The organism is Bradyrhizobium sp. LA2.1 (assembly GCF_040547725.1).
Taxonomy (GTDB): Bacteria; Pseudomonadota; Alphaproteobacteria; order Rhizobiales; family Xanthobacteraceae; genus Bradyrhizobium; species Bradyrhizobium barranii.
In genome coordinates this window covers 181,640-195,419 of the sequence record NZ_JBEPQI010000013.1, presented here as the reverse complement: position 1 = coordinate 195,419, position 13,780 = coordinate 181,640, and the positions used below count along the sequence as shown (strand labels likewise).

Here is a 13,780-nt window from a genome sequence, read left to right as displayed (position 1 = left end):
CCTTTGCCGACGTCGGACGGCGCGTCATCGCGCCTCGATCTGGACCGCCTCACCAGGCATGGCCGCGTCACCGGCCGCAATCACCAGGTACCGCCTTGCTTCAGCGGCGGACTGGTCGACGATCTGCCGGATCGGACCGGCCACATTGACGATAGCGGATCCGGCCGGGTTGGTCATGAACGCCGCGAGCGGCTGCAATGGGCCACTTCCATCACCGTGCTCCGCCAGCGCAAGCACATATTTCTGCTTGGGCTGAAGTCCCGTCACCGAAGCCTGCAAGATCTGGATCAGGCCTTGATCGAACAGCGACACACTGGTCGGCGCCATGCCGTCCTTTGCACCGTCCTTCGACGTAAGCGTGAGATGAGCGACCTGCCCGGCGACGCCGAGGGCCTGCAAATTCTGGCGGTCATCAGGGTTAGGCGCGGCATTTGGAACATACGCGATCGCCTGCGGCGCCTGGCCGATCGGAACGTTCCCGACCACTTTATTGGTCGCCGTGTCGATGGCCGCGAGCGCGTCGGCGTTCTCCAGTCCCACATAGATGCGTGTGCCGTCGCCCGACGGCCAGACGCCGTGCGGCAGATTGCCGACCGGGATCGTCGCGACCTGCGAGAAATCGTCGGTGCGGAACACTTTTACTTCGTTCAGGCCACCGATGGTGACGTAGGCGAACGTGCCCTTGGCGGTGTGCGCGAAATTGACGTGGTTGGTGATCGGCCCGGTATCGATCGTCTTGATCGCGTTGAACGGAGGCCTGGCGTTGAACACCTGTGTCCGGCCAGTGTCCTTCAACGTGAACCATACCTGGTTCCCATCCGGCGATGCCGCGATGTTCGGACAGAACGGGCTCTCCTGCTTCACCGTGGCGACGATCTTGTGCTCGGCCACCGCGACGACGTCGGTCTCGGGATTGAACGACGAGCAGATGTAGCCGTATTTGCCGTCGGGTGAGAAAATCTGCATGCCTGGCCCGTTCGGGGTCGTGATGCGGGTCTTCTCCTTGAAGCTGATTGGATCGATGACGGAGATGTAGTTCTCGCCGCGAACGGTGACCCACACTTCCTTGCCGTCCGGCGTGAAGAACGCCTCGTGCGGCGATCGTCCGACGTAAGTGATATGCTTGACCGCGTTGGTCGCGGTGTCGATGAAGCTCACCGAATTCGAGCCGATCGACACCACGGCGAGCGTCTTGTGATCGGGCGAGAAGCCCATGCCATGAACGAGCACCTGCCCCTTGTAGAGCGGGCTGAAATTGCCGGGTTGCGGGTCGCCCAGCCGGATCACGCCAAGCAGCTTGTTGTCGACGGGATCGGTGACCGAGACCGTATTCGAGAACTGCTCTGCGGCGTAGACGCGGTCGTGGTGGCTCACCGGAATATCGGGAGCGGACAACGCGCCCGGTGCCTGCCCTGCCCACGCGACCGAACCGGTCGCAAGCATCGTGGCCGCCAGGAAAATGCTCTTCATCATCGTGCTTCGTGACGTGGTCATCTGCGACTCCTACTTCTTCATTCCCGTGGACATATCCATCTGCATGCCCGGATGATGATGAACGGTTGTGTTGGGAGCAGAGGGCGGCTGGGTCGGGGCGGGCGTGGTGTCAGTCGCCGGTTCGCCGATCGCGAGCTTCATGGCCGCGATCTCCTGCATCTGGTCGACGATGATTTCCTGGGCGATGCGCCGCAGCTGCTCGTTCTTGCCGTAACGCAACTCGATCACCGCCATGTCGATCGCGCCCTGATGATGCGGGTTCATCATCGCGACGAAGTCGCGATCGATGTCGCCGGTCGGCTTGGCCGCCATGTCGTTCATCATCTTGGTCATCGCCGCTTCGTTTTCTTCCAGAAACGCACGCTCCTCCGTGCCCACCGCGGCCGGCGCGGCGGCCGGATGGGATTCATGCGCGAACACGAACAGCGGGAGTACGGACGCGACCAGAATTGGCGCGGCAAGGAACGCCGTGCCCAGACCGGGCCTGGGCCATCGGCATCTGCTTGCAAGAGCCGCTACGGCGCGGCGGAACTGTGAGGGGGGCATCCTGAACTCCCATGCAGGTGGTTGCATGGGGGTATGACGTATGGCCGCGCGTTCTATTCCGGGCGGTCAATCACATAAACGTCAGCAGCCAAACGAGGCGGCCTACCCCCGCCCGTCCACGGTCGGGCGCCAGACCAGCAGCCTGCGCTCAACCAGCGTCACCCCGAAGTCGATCAGGATGACGAAGGCCGACAACACGAACATGCCGGCGAACACACCGGCGACGTCGAAGATGCCTTCGGCCTGCTGGATCAGATAGCCGAGCCCTGCCGCCGATCCCAGATATTCGCCGACGACCGCGCCGACCACGGCGAAGCCGACCGAGGTGTGCAGCGAGGAGAACATCCACGACAGCGCCGACGGCCAATAGACGTGCTGCATCAGCTGCCGCTCGCTCATGCCGAGCATGCGGCCATTGTCGAGCACGGTGCGGCTGACTTCCTTGACGCCCTGATAGACGTTGAAGAACACGATGAAGAACACCAGCGTCACGCCGAGCGCGACCTTGGACCAGATGCCGAGGCCCAGCCACAGCGCGAAGATCGGCGCAAGCACGACGCGGGGCAGCGCGTTGACCATCTTGACGTAAGGGTCGAACACCGCGGCAACCAGCGGCTGGCGCGCGAACCAGAAGCCGACCAGCACGCCGCCGAGCGATCCGATCACGAACGCCAGAATCGATTCCGTCAACGTGATGCCGAGATGCTTCCAGATCACGCCGGACGAGAACCATTTGACGATCTGGCTGAACACGTCGACCGGGTTGGAGAAGAAGAACGGCGGCAACAGGATTTTTCCGAACACCGGCACGGTCGCAAAGAGCTGCCACAGTACGAGGCAGACGACAGCGACCAGGACTTGCAGCGCAAGCAGCGTCACGCGCGACATCAGATCGCCTCCGCCGCTTGGGTCGATTGCGCGTAGCCCTTCATCACCTCGTCCTTGAGCACGCTCCAGATCTCGCGGTGGAGCGCATGGAACTCCTTGTCCAGCCGCACCTCGAAAATATCGCGCGGGCGCGGCAAGCTCACGCGCCAGTCGCCGATGATGCGCGAGGACGGCCCCGCCGACATGATCACGACGCGGTCGGCGAGCGCGATCGCCTCTTCGAGATCATGGGTCACGAACAGCACGGCCTTGCGGTCGGCGTTCCAGAGGTCGAGCAGCAGATTGCCCATGACCTGGCGGGTCTGCGCATCGAGCGGCCCGAACGGCTCGTCCATCAGGAGTATCTTTGGGTCGCGGATCAGCACCTGTGCCAGCGCCACGCGCTTGCGCTGGCCGCCGGAGAGCATGTGCGGATAGCGGTTGGCGAAGGCGCCGAGGCCGACGGAGGTCAGCCATTTTTGCGCACGTTGCAGTGCCTCGGCGCGGGGCGTGCCCGCGATCTCGAGCCCGATCGCGACATTGTCGAGCGCGGTCTTCCAGGGGAACAGCGCATCGGCCTGGAACAGGTAGCCGGCATCCCGGTTCAGCCCCGCGAGCGGCCGGTCGAATATCTTGATGCTGCCGGCGGCGGGCTTGAGCAATCCGGCCGCGACGTTGAGCAGCGTCGATTTCCCGCAGCCGGTCGGCCCGACGATGGCGACGAACTCGCCCTGCGCGACCGAAAGATGGGCCTTCTCCACCGCCGTATAGACCCGGTCGTCCCCCAGCCGGAACGCGACCTTGGCGTCTTCCAGCGCCACTGCCGTGGGCGTCGTCATGTGTTCCCTCCGAACTTGGCCCGATGCCTTAGCCGCTCGCGCGGCCAAGTTCAATCGAGCCGCCAAGCGTGCTACGCATGGGTCCTGCCGTGCTCTTACCCTCCCCTGGAGGGGGAGGGTAAGAGAGTGAGCCCCGCCCAATGTCTTCCAGGCCGATGATTGGCTATTCCCACGTCAGCAAGAACTTCGGCTCACTCAAGGCCGTCGACGATGTGTCGCTCGACATCGCCGAGGGCGAATTTCTGGCCATCGTCGGCGGCTCCGGCTCCGGTAAGACCACGCTGCTGCGGCTCGCCAACCGGCTGATCGAGGCCGATGCCGGCACGATCACGGTCGAGGGCGAGGATGTGCAGACCGTCGATCCTGTCTCGCTGCGGCGCCGGATCGGCTACGTCTTCCAGAGCGGCGGGCTGTTTCCGCATCTGAGCGTCGCCGACAATATCGGGATCACGCCAAGGCTGCTGGGCGCACCGGCAGCGGACATCACCGCGCGGGTCGACGAGCTGCTCGAGCTCGTGCAACTCGACCGTCGCGCGCATCGCGATCGCCTGCCCGAGGCGCTCTCCGGCGGCCAGCGCCAGCGCGTCGGGGTGGCGCGGGCGCTCGCGGCACGGCCCCGCATCGTGCTGATGGACGAGCCGTTCGGCGCGCTCGATCCCCTCACCCGCGATGCGCTCGGCGAGGATTTTCGCGAACTGCACCGCAAGCTCGGCCTGACCACGGTCATGATCACACACGACATGATGGAGGCGATCCTGCTCGCCGACCGCATCGCGGTGATGCGCAGCGGACGACTGCTGGCGCAGGGCACGCCCGCGGAACTCTCAAGCAGCAGCGACGCCTATGTTCTGGAGCTGCTGCGCACGCCGCGGCGCCAGGTCGAGCGGCTGAACGCGCTGCTGCCACAAAGCGGTGCGGCATGAGCCTGTTCGCCGATCCGCGCTGGGGCGAGGCGCTGTCGCATCTGCCCGACTATCTCGGCAACCATGTTCGGGTCAGCCTCGCCGCGCTCGCGCTTGGCCTCGCCGTCAGCCTGCCGCTGGCGATCCTGACGCGCAACCGCCCTGCGCCGCGCGCCGTCCTGCTCGCGCTCGCAAGCATCGTGCAGACAGTGCCCGGCTTGGCACTGCTCGCGCTGTTCTATCCACTGTTGCTGCTGGTCGCGTCCGTGACACTCGCCTGGTTCGGAATCTCCTTCTCCGCTTTCGGCTTCCTGCCGGCGATGCTGGCGCTCGCGCTCTATTCGATGCTGCCGGTGCTGCGCAACGGCATCACGGGCCTCAACGGCATCGATCCCGCGCTGATCGAAGCCGCCAAAGGCGTCGGCATGACCGCGCGGCAGTCGCTCATCATGGTCGAGCTGCCGCTGGCGCTGCCGGTGATGATGGCCGGCATCCGCACCGCGGCAGTGTGGGTGATCGGCACCGCGACCCTGTCAACGCCGATCGGGCAGACCAGCCTCGGCAATTACATTTTTGCCGGGCTTCAGACCCAGAACTGGGTGTTCGTGCTGTTCGGCTGCTTTGCCTCGGCCCTGCTCGCGCTCGCCGTCGATCAGCTGCTCGGCCTGATCGAGAGCGGCTTGCGCCACCGCAGCCGCCTGCCTGCCGCGCTCGGCGGCATCGGGATCGCGGCGCTCGTCCTCGCAACGCTGGTGCCGACGATGGGACGCTCGTCGCAGAGCTATGTCGTCGGCGCCAAGACGTTCGCCGAGCAATATGTGCTGTCGGCCCTGCTGAGGGACCGCCTTCAGGCCGCCGGCCTCTCCGCGACCGCGCGGTCGGGTCTCGGCTCCAGCGTGATCTTCGAGGCGCTCAAGGCCGGCGACATCGATCTCTATGTCGATTATTCCGGCACGCTGTGGGCCAACCAGCTGCACCGCACGGACATCAAGCCGCGCGCGGAGTTGTTGGCGGAACTCAAGACAGCGCTCGCGAAGGACAACATCACCCTGCTCGGCGAGCTCGGCTTCGAGAACGCCTATGCGCTGGTGATGCCGAAGAAGCGCGCCGAAGCGCTCGGCATCCGCACCATCGCCGATCTCGCCGCGCATGCACCGGCGCTGTCCATCGCCGGCGACTACGAGTTCTTCTCGCGCCCCGAATGGGCAGCGCTGCAAAAATCCTATGGCCTCTCGTTCCGCGCCCAGCGCCAGATGCAGCCGGATTTCATGTATGCGGCCGTCGCCAGCGGCGAGGTCGACGTGATCGCCGGCTACACCAGCGACGGGCTGATCGCGAAATACGATCTGGTCGTGCTGGACGATCCCAGGCACGCGATCCCGCCCTACGACGCGATCCTGCTGCTGGCGCCGAAGCGCGCCGGCGATGAGCGACTACAGGCCGCGCTCGAGCCGCTGCTCGGCAAGATCGACATCGCCACGATGCGCGAGGCCAATTTGCGCGCCAGCGGCAACGACGCGAATTCATCGCCGGATACGGTGGCGAAGTGGCTTTGGGAGAAGGTGGGCAAGCGGTAGGCCCGGATTTCGTAGGGTGGGCAAAGGCGCGTAAGCGCCGTGCCCACCGTCTCTCAACACGAGCAACGGGATGGTGGGCACGCTTCGCTTTGCCCACCCTACGATCTGGGTCTGCGTAGCGATCAACGCTACAGCCCCCGGATGATCCCGGCATTGATCAGCAGCCGGTTGAGCCGCCGCGCCTCGGCGCCGTCCTTGCAGCCGTAGAAGATGCCTTTGCAGCGGAGCATGATCTGCTTCTGCTCGGCAAAGGAGGGATCGAGCGGAATGCCGGCGGCTTCCTGGATCACCAGCGGGAGATAGGGGCCGTCGACCGTGTCCATCACGGCCTCGCTCTTCACCGGCTCGAAATTGATGGCGTCGATCGCGTAATAGGTCGCGTAGAGACGCGGATCGTAAGCGTCGAGCTTCTTGCCGAGGGCGCCCTCGTCGAGCCCGGGCTCGAGGAGGTTCGGTGCAAACTCAGGCTGATGATCGCCGTAGCGCACGATCAGGAAGGGCTCGCCGGGAAAATTCTTCTTCAGCCCCGCGACAAACGCTCTGTACTGCTCGGCGCTCATCGCCTGCCGGCGCAGATATTCGTCGATGGACGCCACATTATTGCCCGGCGCGCGCCAGTTCGGCAGTAGGTCGGGGCGGAAGCGCGTCTCCCAGGGGAAATGATTGGCGCCGAGATAGATGAAGGTGAACAGCGGCTTGTTCGGCGGCTGCTGGCCCATCAGCTGGAGCGCCTTGTCGTAGAAAAAGGAGTCCGGCTCGACGTCCTTGGCGCCGAGATCCTTCGAGTCGAGGAAGCGTTCGACGCCGGTCGTCACCTGAAAGCTGCGCGCGCCCATGAAGCCGCCATAGGCGGGATAGAGCGATAGCGTGTCATAGCCGCAGCGGCGCAGCGCCAGCGGCAGGCCGCGCTCGACGCGGTTTGAGGCGATGCGCGTCACGAAATAGGCGAAGCGGCCGAACGAGCGCGAGGAGAGGCCAGCGAGCACGTTGTATTCGGTGAACCAGCTCGGCCCGCCATTGCTCTCGGCCAGGAACGTGCGCTGCTTGCCGTCCCAGGACTTGAAATGATCGCCATAGCGCGGCGGCACCTTGATGCCCTGGGCGGCGCGAATGTCGAAGCTCGATTCATCATGGACCATGATGATGTTCGGCCGGCGGCCCGCGGGGTGGCAGGCATCCACCAGCGGCATGTTGAGCCGTTCGCTGGTCGAGGCGGCCGACTCCATGAAGCCGTATTGCGCGAAGTCGGAAACCGCGCTGACGCCGGAGCGGAAGAATTTCGAGAGATAGCCGTCGTCGTAATAGCCGCGCCAGGCCTCGTCCGGATGATAGAGCGAATAGCCGACCAGTGCGGCAAGACAGGCGAGCGTGGACGCGAACGCCGGCAGGCGGCGGATGCGAAACGGATCGAGCCACCACAGCGCATACATCAGCGGCAGCGTGACGAGGCCGGCCCCGATCACCGACCAGCGCAGGTTCGGGAATATCGTGAACAGGAACGCCACGGTGTCGCGGTCGATCATCATCAGGTCGATGAAGTTGACCGTCATCTGCACGACGTCGTGCTTGAGACGCGACAGCAGCACCAGCACGACGACCATGGTCAGCGACAGCGCGCCCGACAGCGCCGGCCGGCGCAGGAGCATGATCCAGAAGAAATTGAGGATGCCCCAGGCGAGCACGAACGAAAGCCGCGAACCGAAATCGGTCTCGGTCTCGTACATGAGCGCGAGGGCGGCAAGATGCGGCGCGGCAACCGCAAGCAGGCGCCAGATGCCGAGCGCGGCAACGCTCGCCAGCACGGCGGTCGTGGCAGAAGGACCTGGATTTGGCGCGGACGCCATCGACGGCACGCAACTTCTGGTCCGGCGCGATGAATACCCAGCCGTCGGACCGGCCTGCGGCGTTCGGCGCAGCCGGAAGCCTGCACCGTGTCATAAAACTGTAATTGAATGGTCACGGACAAGCAACGCGTGTCGCGGTCCGACCTTCGCTTAATGTTAGTAGGCGGCGAACAGCCGCACGGCCAACTCCATCCCTCACCCTGAGGAGCCTGCGAAGCAGGCGTCTCGAAGGGCGAGGCCCGGATTGACGGCCGGGCCGTTCATGGTTCTCGCGGCGATGCGGAACATCGTCCGCAGACGGCGCTACACGCCTCCTCACCATGAGGGTCAGTCAGTTCAGGAGCCGCGGCCCGACTTCGCGATCCCCGCGATGAAGAGGTCGATCACCCCTTCCGCCATCCGCTCGGTCTCGCCCTCCTCCACCCCCCAGCGCGGAAAGTGGCCGTCGAGGTTCATCCGGGCAAAGCCGTAGACCAGGGCGCGGCCGGCGATCTGGATGCGCTTGAGGTCGGCCGACCGCAGCAGGCCCTGCTCCGCCGCGTCTGCCAGCATCCGTTCGGTTAGAGCGATCAGTTCGGCATTGTCGCGTGTCAGCTCCGCGGAGCTGCCATGGGCGAAGTAGCGCCCCGTGGAGATGATCTCGAAATGCGCGGGGTTGCGCATCGCCCAGCGCAGGTAGGCAAGCCCGAAGGCGCGGAAGCGGCCGAGCGGGTCGGTGGCCGGCGCCTGGCCCAGCGCCACCTCGATCTCGGCACGAAAGCGCCGCTGCGCCTCCCCGGCCACCGCCGCCATCAGCGCGTCGCGGTTGGGGAAGTGCCGGAACGGCGCCCCCGGCGAAACCGCGGCCCGGCGTGCGGCCTCGCGCACCGAGACTTCGGCACCCTCCGCCGCCAGTTGCAACGCAGCATCGATCAGCACGCGGCGGAGGTCACCGTGATGATAGGGCCGGGCTTCCGGCGTTTGGCGGCGGGTGCGCGGCTTGGACGGCTGTCGGGCGGGCATGGCGCTTCCTAGCATCACCCGAACGTGAATGTAAGCACTGATTACACCGTTGACGATTTCGCCAGCCTGAAATGTAATCGATGCTTACATTAGGGAGGAGACCGCCATGTCACAACGCCAAAACTGGTTCGAGGGGTGGCGGCTGCTCGCCGTTCTCACCCTGAGCCTGATCGCGCTCAGCCTGTGGATCGCGTCGATGCGGCAGTTCGAGGTCGAGGGCGTGCGGATGGTGATCCGTTTCACGGCGCGAAGCTCGCTGCTGCTGTTCTGCCTTGCCTTCAGTGCAGCGGCGCTCGCCCGGCTGTGGCCGAACGCCTGGACCCGCTGGCAGCGCCGCAACCGTCGCTATCTGGGCTTAAGCTTTGCGGCCTCCCACGCCATCCACGCGGTTGCGATCGTTGCGTTCGCCAGAATGGACCCGGCCGGCTTTGCGGAGGCGACTTCGGCCGCGTCCTACATCTTCGGCGGCATCGGCTATGCATTCATCATCGCCATGAGCGCGACCTCGTTCGACCGCACCGCCGCGCTGCTCGGACCGCAGGCCTGGCGCGTGCTGCACCTCGTGGGCGGCTATTACCTCTGGTTCCAGTTCATGGTGTCGTTCGGCAAGCGCGTGCAGGCGATGCCGCTCTATGGCGCCTTCCTCATTCCGTTGTTCGCCGTGATGGCGCTGCGCCTGATCGCGATGGCCGCCCACCCCCGCCGACGGACGGCCGAAGCGAGCTGAACGTCGATCAGCCCTGCGGCAGGAACCCGAGGCGCTTGGCGATGATGCGATCGACCGTCCGTTTCGGCAACAATGCGCCGATCAGATGGCGCAGCGGGTCCGGCGTGATCTGGTAACGCACCTTGGGGCTTGCGGCGGTCAGCGCCTCGAACACGATTTCGGCGATCCGCTCGGCCGGCAGACCCTTCGCACCGAGGTCCATCATGAACGCCATGACCTTGTTCAGCGCCGGCAGATAGGGCGAGTTCTGATAGACGGAGAGATCGATCTCTTCGGCCTTGCTCCAGATCGGCGTCTTCACTGCGCCCGGGGCGACGATGATGACGTCGATCCCGAACAGCATCAGCTCGCGCCGCAGGCTCTCCGACAGGCCTTCGATGGCATGCTTGGAGGTGCAGTAAGGCGCCGACAGCGGATTGCCGTTCTTGCCGGCGACGGAGCTGATCATCACGATCCGCCCCTTCGGCCCCTTCAGCGATGGGTCCGCGCCGAGCAGCGGCCCGAAGGCTTGCGTCGCGATGACCGGGCCGATGACGTTGATGTCCATCTGGCGGCGGAAATCGTCGACCGACAATTCCAGGACCGGCCCCGCGACCGCAATGCCGGCATTGTTGACGAGCCCCGCCAGCGTGTCGCCAGCCAGCGCCTCGCGAACCTGGCGCGCAGCGGCGAGCACGGCGGCCTCGTCGGTAACGTCGAACAGGAGCGGCGTGAAGTTCGCGCCGAACTCACCCTTGAGCCGGTCGGCGTCGGCCTGCTTGCGGACGCTGCCGAAGACGCGGTAGCCGCGCCCGATCAGAAATTTCGCAATGGCCCAGCCGATGCCGGTGGACGCGCCGGTGATGACGACAGATCGCATAGACCCCTCCCCCTCAAGTTCCCGCGATCATGGAGAGAAGGATGTGTCAGCGCAATGCCACCCAACGCTCAAAGGGACGTCGCGGGTGTCGATTCTTAAGATGAAGCGGCGCGCGAGCTTCGCGACATAAGATTGAGTGCGCCCTGAAGATGCGGATGAAGAGCCGAATCCTTGACTCTGAAGACGCTGGGGTTTTGGCGATCGCGAGCTTCTGGAGAAGTCATGAAAACGACGCGAGACCAAGAATGTGGTTTAAGCGTCAGTTCTTCGTGCTCAGAGGGCACGTCAGCTCGCGAAGAATTTGAATGAAGCAGCAATGCTTCGCGCGAGATGAAAGGAGCGAGACCGCCGTTCGCGATCTCGCTCCGATGTAGTCGAGAAGGTTTAAAATTTGGTTTGGCGAGCGAAGCTTGTGTTTCGCTCGTCATTCCGGGGCGCGACGAAGTCGCGAACCCGGAATGACGGCGCAGCCGTCAGTTCTTGCTCTTGTCGACCAGCGCGCCCTTCTTGATCCAGGGCATCATGTCGCGCAGTTTCGCGCCGACTTCCTCGATCGGATGCGCGGCGAGCTTGGCGCGGGTCGCCTTGAACGAGGTCTGGTTGACCTTGTTCTCGAGCATCCAGTCGCGGGCGAACTTGCCGCCCTGGATGTCGGCGAGAACGCGCTTCATCTCGGCCTTGGTCTCCGCCGTGACGATGCGCGGACCGGTGACGTACTCGCCATACTCCGCGGTGTTGGAGATCGAGTAGTTCATGTTGGCGATGCCGCCTTCATAAATCAGGTCGACGATCAGCTTCACTTCGTGCAGGCACTCGAAATAGGCCATCTCCGGGGCGTAACCGGCTTCGACCAGGGTCTCGTAGCCGGCCTTGATCAGCTCGACCAGGCCGCCGCAGAGCACGACCTGCTCGCCGAACAGGTCGGTCTCGCACTCTTCCTTGAAGGTGGTCTCGATGATGCCGGCACGACCGCCGCCGACGGCGGAGGCGTAGGAGAGGCCGAGGTCATGGGCGTTGCCCGAGACATCCTTGGCGATCGCGATCAGGCAGGGCACGCCGCCGCCGCGCTGATATTCCGAACGCACCGTGTGGCCGGGGCCCTTCGGCGCGATCATGAGCACGTCGAGGTCGGCGCGCGGGTCGAGCAGGTTGAAGTGGACGTTGAGGCCGTGCGCGAACACGAGGGCGGCGCCCTTCTTCATGTTGTCATGCAGGTGCTCACGATAAATGTCGCCCTGGAGCTCGTCCGGGGTCAGCATCATGACGAGGTCGGCCCATTTGGCGGCGTCGGCGACTTCCATCACCTTGAAGCCGGCGGCTTCCGCCTTCTTGACCGAGCCCGAGTCCTTGCGCAGCGCAATGGCGACTTCCTTGACGCCGGAGTCCTTGAGGTTGAGCGCATGGGCGTGGCCCTGGCTGCCATAGCCGACGATGGCGACCTTCTTGCCCTTGATCAGGTTCAGGTCGGCGTCGCGATCGTAATAAACACGCATAGTCGTTTCCTCGTTCAGGGCCAGAATCGGCCGATAGTCAGTGTCCGAAGGGTGAAATTTGCGGATTTCGGGGGCTGTCTAGAGCATTTTCAGCCCCTAGGGAAACCCGTTTCTGCATGGAAATCCGCGACATCATGCATCCATGAAAACGGGGTAGAGGGAGGCGAGCAGCAGGAGCGCCATCACGATATTGAAAGCGCGGACCAACCGCTCCGAGGTCAGTACCGGTCGTAGTGCAGTGCCGAAAAGGGCCCAGACCACCGTCGAGACCGTGCCGACGAGCAGGCTGATCAGGGTCTGGATCGCGATGTTGATCGGGAACTGGGCAATCGCCGCATAAGCGGTGATGGTGCCGATCACGATGACCCAGCCCTTGGCGTTGATCCACTGGAACATCGCCGCGCCCCAGAAGGTCATCGGGCCACGGCCGTCCCCCTCGCCCGGCTTGGCCGGACCCGAGAAGGCGATCACCGCGGCGAGGTAAATCAAGTAGGCGGCGCCGGCATATTTCAGGATGGTCTGGAGGATCGGATAGGCCAGAAACACAGTGCCGAGCCCGAGGCCGACGGCGCCGACCATGAAGGCGAAGCCGATCGTGATGCCGGCGATATGCGGGATGGTGCGGCGGAAGCCGTAAGTCAGTCCCGACGACAGCAGCATGATGTTGTTCGGCCCCGGCGTGAAGAACATCACGAGGGCGAAGATGATGAAGGCATAGAGCAGCGATTGGGACATGCTCACCTCACGCGGTCTTCGGCAGCGGCTGCGGGCGTCTCGCCAGCACCATCACCGCGATGCCGCCAATGACCGTCAGCATCCCGGCCAGCCGCAACGGGCCGAACTTCTCGCCAAACACGATGCTGGAAGCAGCCGAGCCGACGAACGGCACCAGCAGCGCGAACGGCACCACTTGAGCGGCTGGATAATCACGCAGCAGCCGGCCCCACAGCCAATAGGCGATGCTGGTCGAGATGGCGCCGATCGCCAGCAGGCAGCCGAGGCCAGTCGGCGACATATGGATCAGGGACTGGAAGGTCGGCGCCGGCCCGTTGACGACCAGCGCCAGCGCGAACAGCGGAACGGCGGCGGTGAGGCAGAGCCAGGCGAACAGGTCGAACATCGGCACGCCACGGGCGCCGCGCAGCAGGAGATTGCCGACGGCAAAGCAAATCGGGGCGATCATCAGCACCGCGAAGGCACCAACGCTGAAATCGTAACCGACGGTACCGCAGATCAAGAGCAGGCCGACTGCGGCGACGACGATGCCAAGGGTCTGCACCGGCGTCGGCCGCTCGCCGAATGCGATCGCGGCAAAGCCGATGGTGAACAACGCCTGGCTCTGCACGACGACGCTGGTCAACCCCACCGGAACACCGTGGGCGATGCCATAGGCCTGGCTCAGGAACTGGCCGAGGAACAGCGTGAAGCTGATCGCGATCAGCAGCGACCAGGCGATCTTAGGCTTGGGAATGAACAGGCACGGCACCGCGGCAATGGTGAAGCGCATCGCCGTCATCAGCTCCGGCGAAAATTCGTCGAGCGCGATCCGGCTCGCCACGAAGGCAAGCCCCCAGATGACCGCCACCAGAATGGCGATGAGGATATCGGCCGGCTTCATTGTTGTTCTCGG

At 64.7% G+C, this 13,780-nt stretch carries 13 protein-coding genes; 3 read left to right on the top strand and 10 right to left on the bottom strand.

Annotated elements, in window-relative coordinates; translation table 11 throughout:
* Positions 1-24 precede the first annotated feature (24 nt).
* The 4 genes from ABIB95_RS25430 to ABIB95_RS25415 form a co-directional block, all read right to left on the bottom strand.
* On the bottom strand, positions 25-1,494 hold the full coding sequence (locus ABIB95_RS25430) for a YncE family protein (RefSeq protein WP_354243083.1): 1,470 nt from the start codon (positions 1,492-1,494) through the stop codon (positions 25-27).
* Positions 1,495-1,503: 9 nt separating this feature from the next.
* Complete coding sequence (locus tag ABIB95_RS25425) at positions 1,504-2,040, bottom strand: DUF305 domain-containing protein (RefSeq protein WP_354243080.1); 537 nt, start codon at positions 2,038-2,040, stop codon at positions 1,504-1,506.
* Between the two features lie 102 nt (positions 2,041-2,142).
* Positions 2,143-2,928, bottom strand: coding sequence for an ABC transporter permease (locus ABIB95_RS25420; protein WP_014493076.1), 786 nt, complete (start codon positions 2,926-2,928; stop codon positions 2,143-2,145).
* Positions 2,928-3,746, bottom strand: coding sequence for an ABC transporter ATP-binding protein (locus tag ABIB95_RS25415; protein ID WP_014493075.1), 819 nt, complete (start codon positions 3,744-3,746; stop codon positions 2,928-2,930). The genes ABIB95_RS25420 and ABIB95_RS25415 overlap by 1 nt, the downstream gene beginning before the upstream one ends.
* 140 nt (positions 3,747-3,886) lie before the next feature.
* On the opposite strand from ABIB95_RS25415, the gene ABIB95_RS25410 reads away from it, so the two are divergent.
* Together ABIB95_RS25410 and ABIB95_RS25405 are read left to right on the top strand one after the other, a co-directional pair.
* On the top strand, positions 3,887-4,669 hold the full coding sequence (locus ABIB95_RS25410) for an ATP-binding cassette domain-containing protein (RefSeq protein ID WP_354243077.1): 783 nt from the start codon (positions 3,887-3,889) through the stop codon (positions 4,667-4,669).
* Complete coding sequence (locus tag ABIB95_RS25405; RefSeq protein ID WP_354243074.1) at positions 4,666-6,225, top strand: glycine betaine ABC transporter substrate-binding protein; 1,560 nt, start codon at positions 4,666-4,668, stop codon at positions 6,223-6,225. The genes ABIB95_RS25410 and ABIB95_RS25405 overlap by 4 nt, the downstream gene beginning before the upstream one ends.
* A 128-nt stretch (positions 6,226-6,353) precedes the next feature.
* Here ABIB95_RS25405 and ABIB95_RS25400 read toward each other — a convergent pair whose 3' ends face one another.
* Together ABIB95_RS25400 and ABIB95_RS25395 are read right to left on the bottom strand one after the other, a co-directional pair.
* A complete protein-coding gene (locus ABIB95_RS25400) occupies positions 6,354-8,069 on the bottom strand; it encodes a sulfatase-like hydrolase/transferase (protein ID WP_354243071.1) in 1,716 nt (571 codons plus the stop codon).
* Positions 8,070-8,405: 336 nt separating this feature from the next.
* The gene (locus tag ABIB95_RS25395) at positions 8,406-9,071 is read right to left on the bottom strand and encodes a TetR/AcrR family transcriptional regulator (RefSeq protein WP_354095477.1); all 666 of its coding nucleotides are present in this window, start codon (positions 9,069-9,071) and stop codon (positions 8,406-8,408) included.
* Positions 9,072-9,177: 106 nt separating this feature from the next.
* Here ABIB95_RS25395 and ABIB95_RS25390 point away from each other — a divergent pair, with 106 nt between their 5' ends.
* A complete protein-coding gene (locus ABIB95_RS25390; RefSeq protein WP_354243068.1) occupies positions 9,178-9,798 on the top strand; it encodes a hypothetical protein in 621 nt (206 codons plus the stop codon).
* Positions 9,799-9,805: 7 nt separating this feature from the next.
* Here the strand turns inward: ABIB95_RS25390 and ABIB95_RS25385 are convergent, their stop codons facing one another.
* The 4 genes from ABIB95_RS25385 to ABIB95_RS25370 all read right to left on the bottom strand — a co-directional run bounded on the left by ABIB95_RS25385 (position 9,806) and on the right by ABIB95_RS25370 (position 13,768).
* Positions 9,806-10,657 carry an SDR family oxidoreductase gene (locus tag ABIB95_RS25385; protein WP_354243065.1) on the bottom strand — a complete coding sequence of 284 codons (852 nt, stop codon included), beginning with the start codon at positions 10,655-10,657 and terminating at the stop codon, positions 9,806-9,808.
* 473 nt (positions 10,658-11,130) lie between these two features.
* Positions 11,131-12,150, bottom strand: coding sequence for a ketol-acid reductoisomerase (gene ilvC / locus ABIB95_RS25380; protein ID WP_063981628.1), 1,020 nt, complete (start codon positions 12,148-12,150; stop codon positions 11,131-11,133).
* A 132-nt stretch (positions 12,151-12,282) separates the two neighbouring features.
* Complete coding sequence (locus ABIB95_RS25375) at positions 12,283-12,885, bottom strand: LysE family translocator (RefSeq protein WP_071910528.1); 603 nt, start codon at positions 12,883-12,885, stop codon at positions 12,283-12,285.
* 7 nt (positions 12,886-12,892) lie between these two features.
* On the bottom strand, positions 12,893-13,768 hold the full coding sequence (locus ABIB95_RS25370; RefSeq protein ID WP_354243061.1) for an EamA family transporter: 876 nt from the start codon (positions 13,766-13,768) through the stop codon (positions 12,893-12,895).
* Positions 13,769-13,780: the final 12 nt, after the last annotated feature.

Coding starts and splice junctions, on each gene's coding strand:
- ABIB95_RS25430 (WP_354243083.1), bottom strand. CDS start 1,494: ATGACCACGTCACGAAGCACGATGATGAAGAGCATTTTCCTGGCGGCC.
- ABIB95_RS25425 (WP_354243080.1), bottom strand. CDS start 2,040: ATGCCCCCCTCACAGTTCCGCCGCGCCGTAGCGGCTCTTGCAAGCAGA.
- ABIB95_RS25420 (WP_014493076.1), bottom strand. CDS start 2,928: ATGTCGCGCGTGACGCTGCTTGCGCTGCAAGTCCTGGTCGCTGTCGTC.
- ABIB95_RS25415 (WP_014493075.1), bottom strand. CDS start 3,746: ATGACGACGCCCACGGCAGTGGCGCTGGAAGACGCCAAGGTCGCGTTC.
- ABIB95_RS25410 (WP_354243077.1), top strand. CDS start 3,887: ATGTCTTCCAGGCCGATGATTGGCTATTCCCACGTCAGCAAGAACTTC.
- ABIB95_RS25405 (WP_354243074.1), top strand. CDS start 4,666: ATGAGCCTGTTCGCCGATCCGCGCTGGGGCGAGGCGCTGTCGCATCTG.
- ABIB95_RS25400 (WP_354243071.1), bottom strand. CDS start 8,069: ATGGCGTCCGCGCCAAATCCAGGTCCTTCTGCCACGACCGCCGTGCTG.
- ABIB95_RS25395 (WP_354095477.1), bottom strand. CDS start 9,071: ATGCCCGCCCGACAGCCGTCCAAGCCGCGCACCCGCCGCCAAACGCCG.
- ABIB95_RS25390 (WP_354243068.1), top strand. CDS start 9,178: ATGTCACAACGCCAAAACTGGTTCGAGGGGTGGCGGCTGCTCGCCGTT.
- ABIB95_RS25385 (WP_354243065.1), bottom strand. CDS start 10,657: ATGCGATCTGTCGTCATCACCGGCGCGTCCACCGGCATCGGCTGGGCC.
- ilvC (WP_063981628.1), bottom strand. CDS start 12,150: ATGCGTGTTTATTACGATCGCGACGCCGACCTGAACCTGATCAAGGGC.
- ABIB95_RS25375 (WP_071910528.1), bottom strand. CDS start 12,885: ATGTCCCAATCGCTGCTCTATGCCTTCATCATCTTCGCCCTCGTGATG.
- ABIB95_RS25370 (WP_354243061.1), bottom strand. CDS start 13,768: ATGAAGCCGGCCGATATCCTCATCGCCATTCTGGTGGCGGTCATCTGG.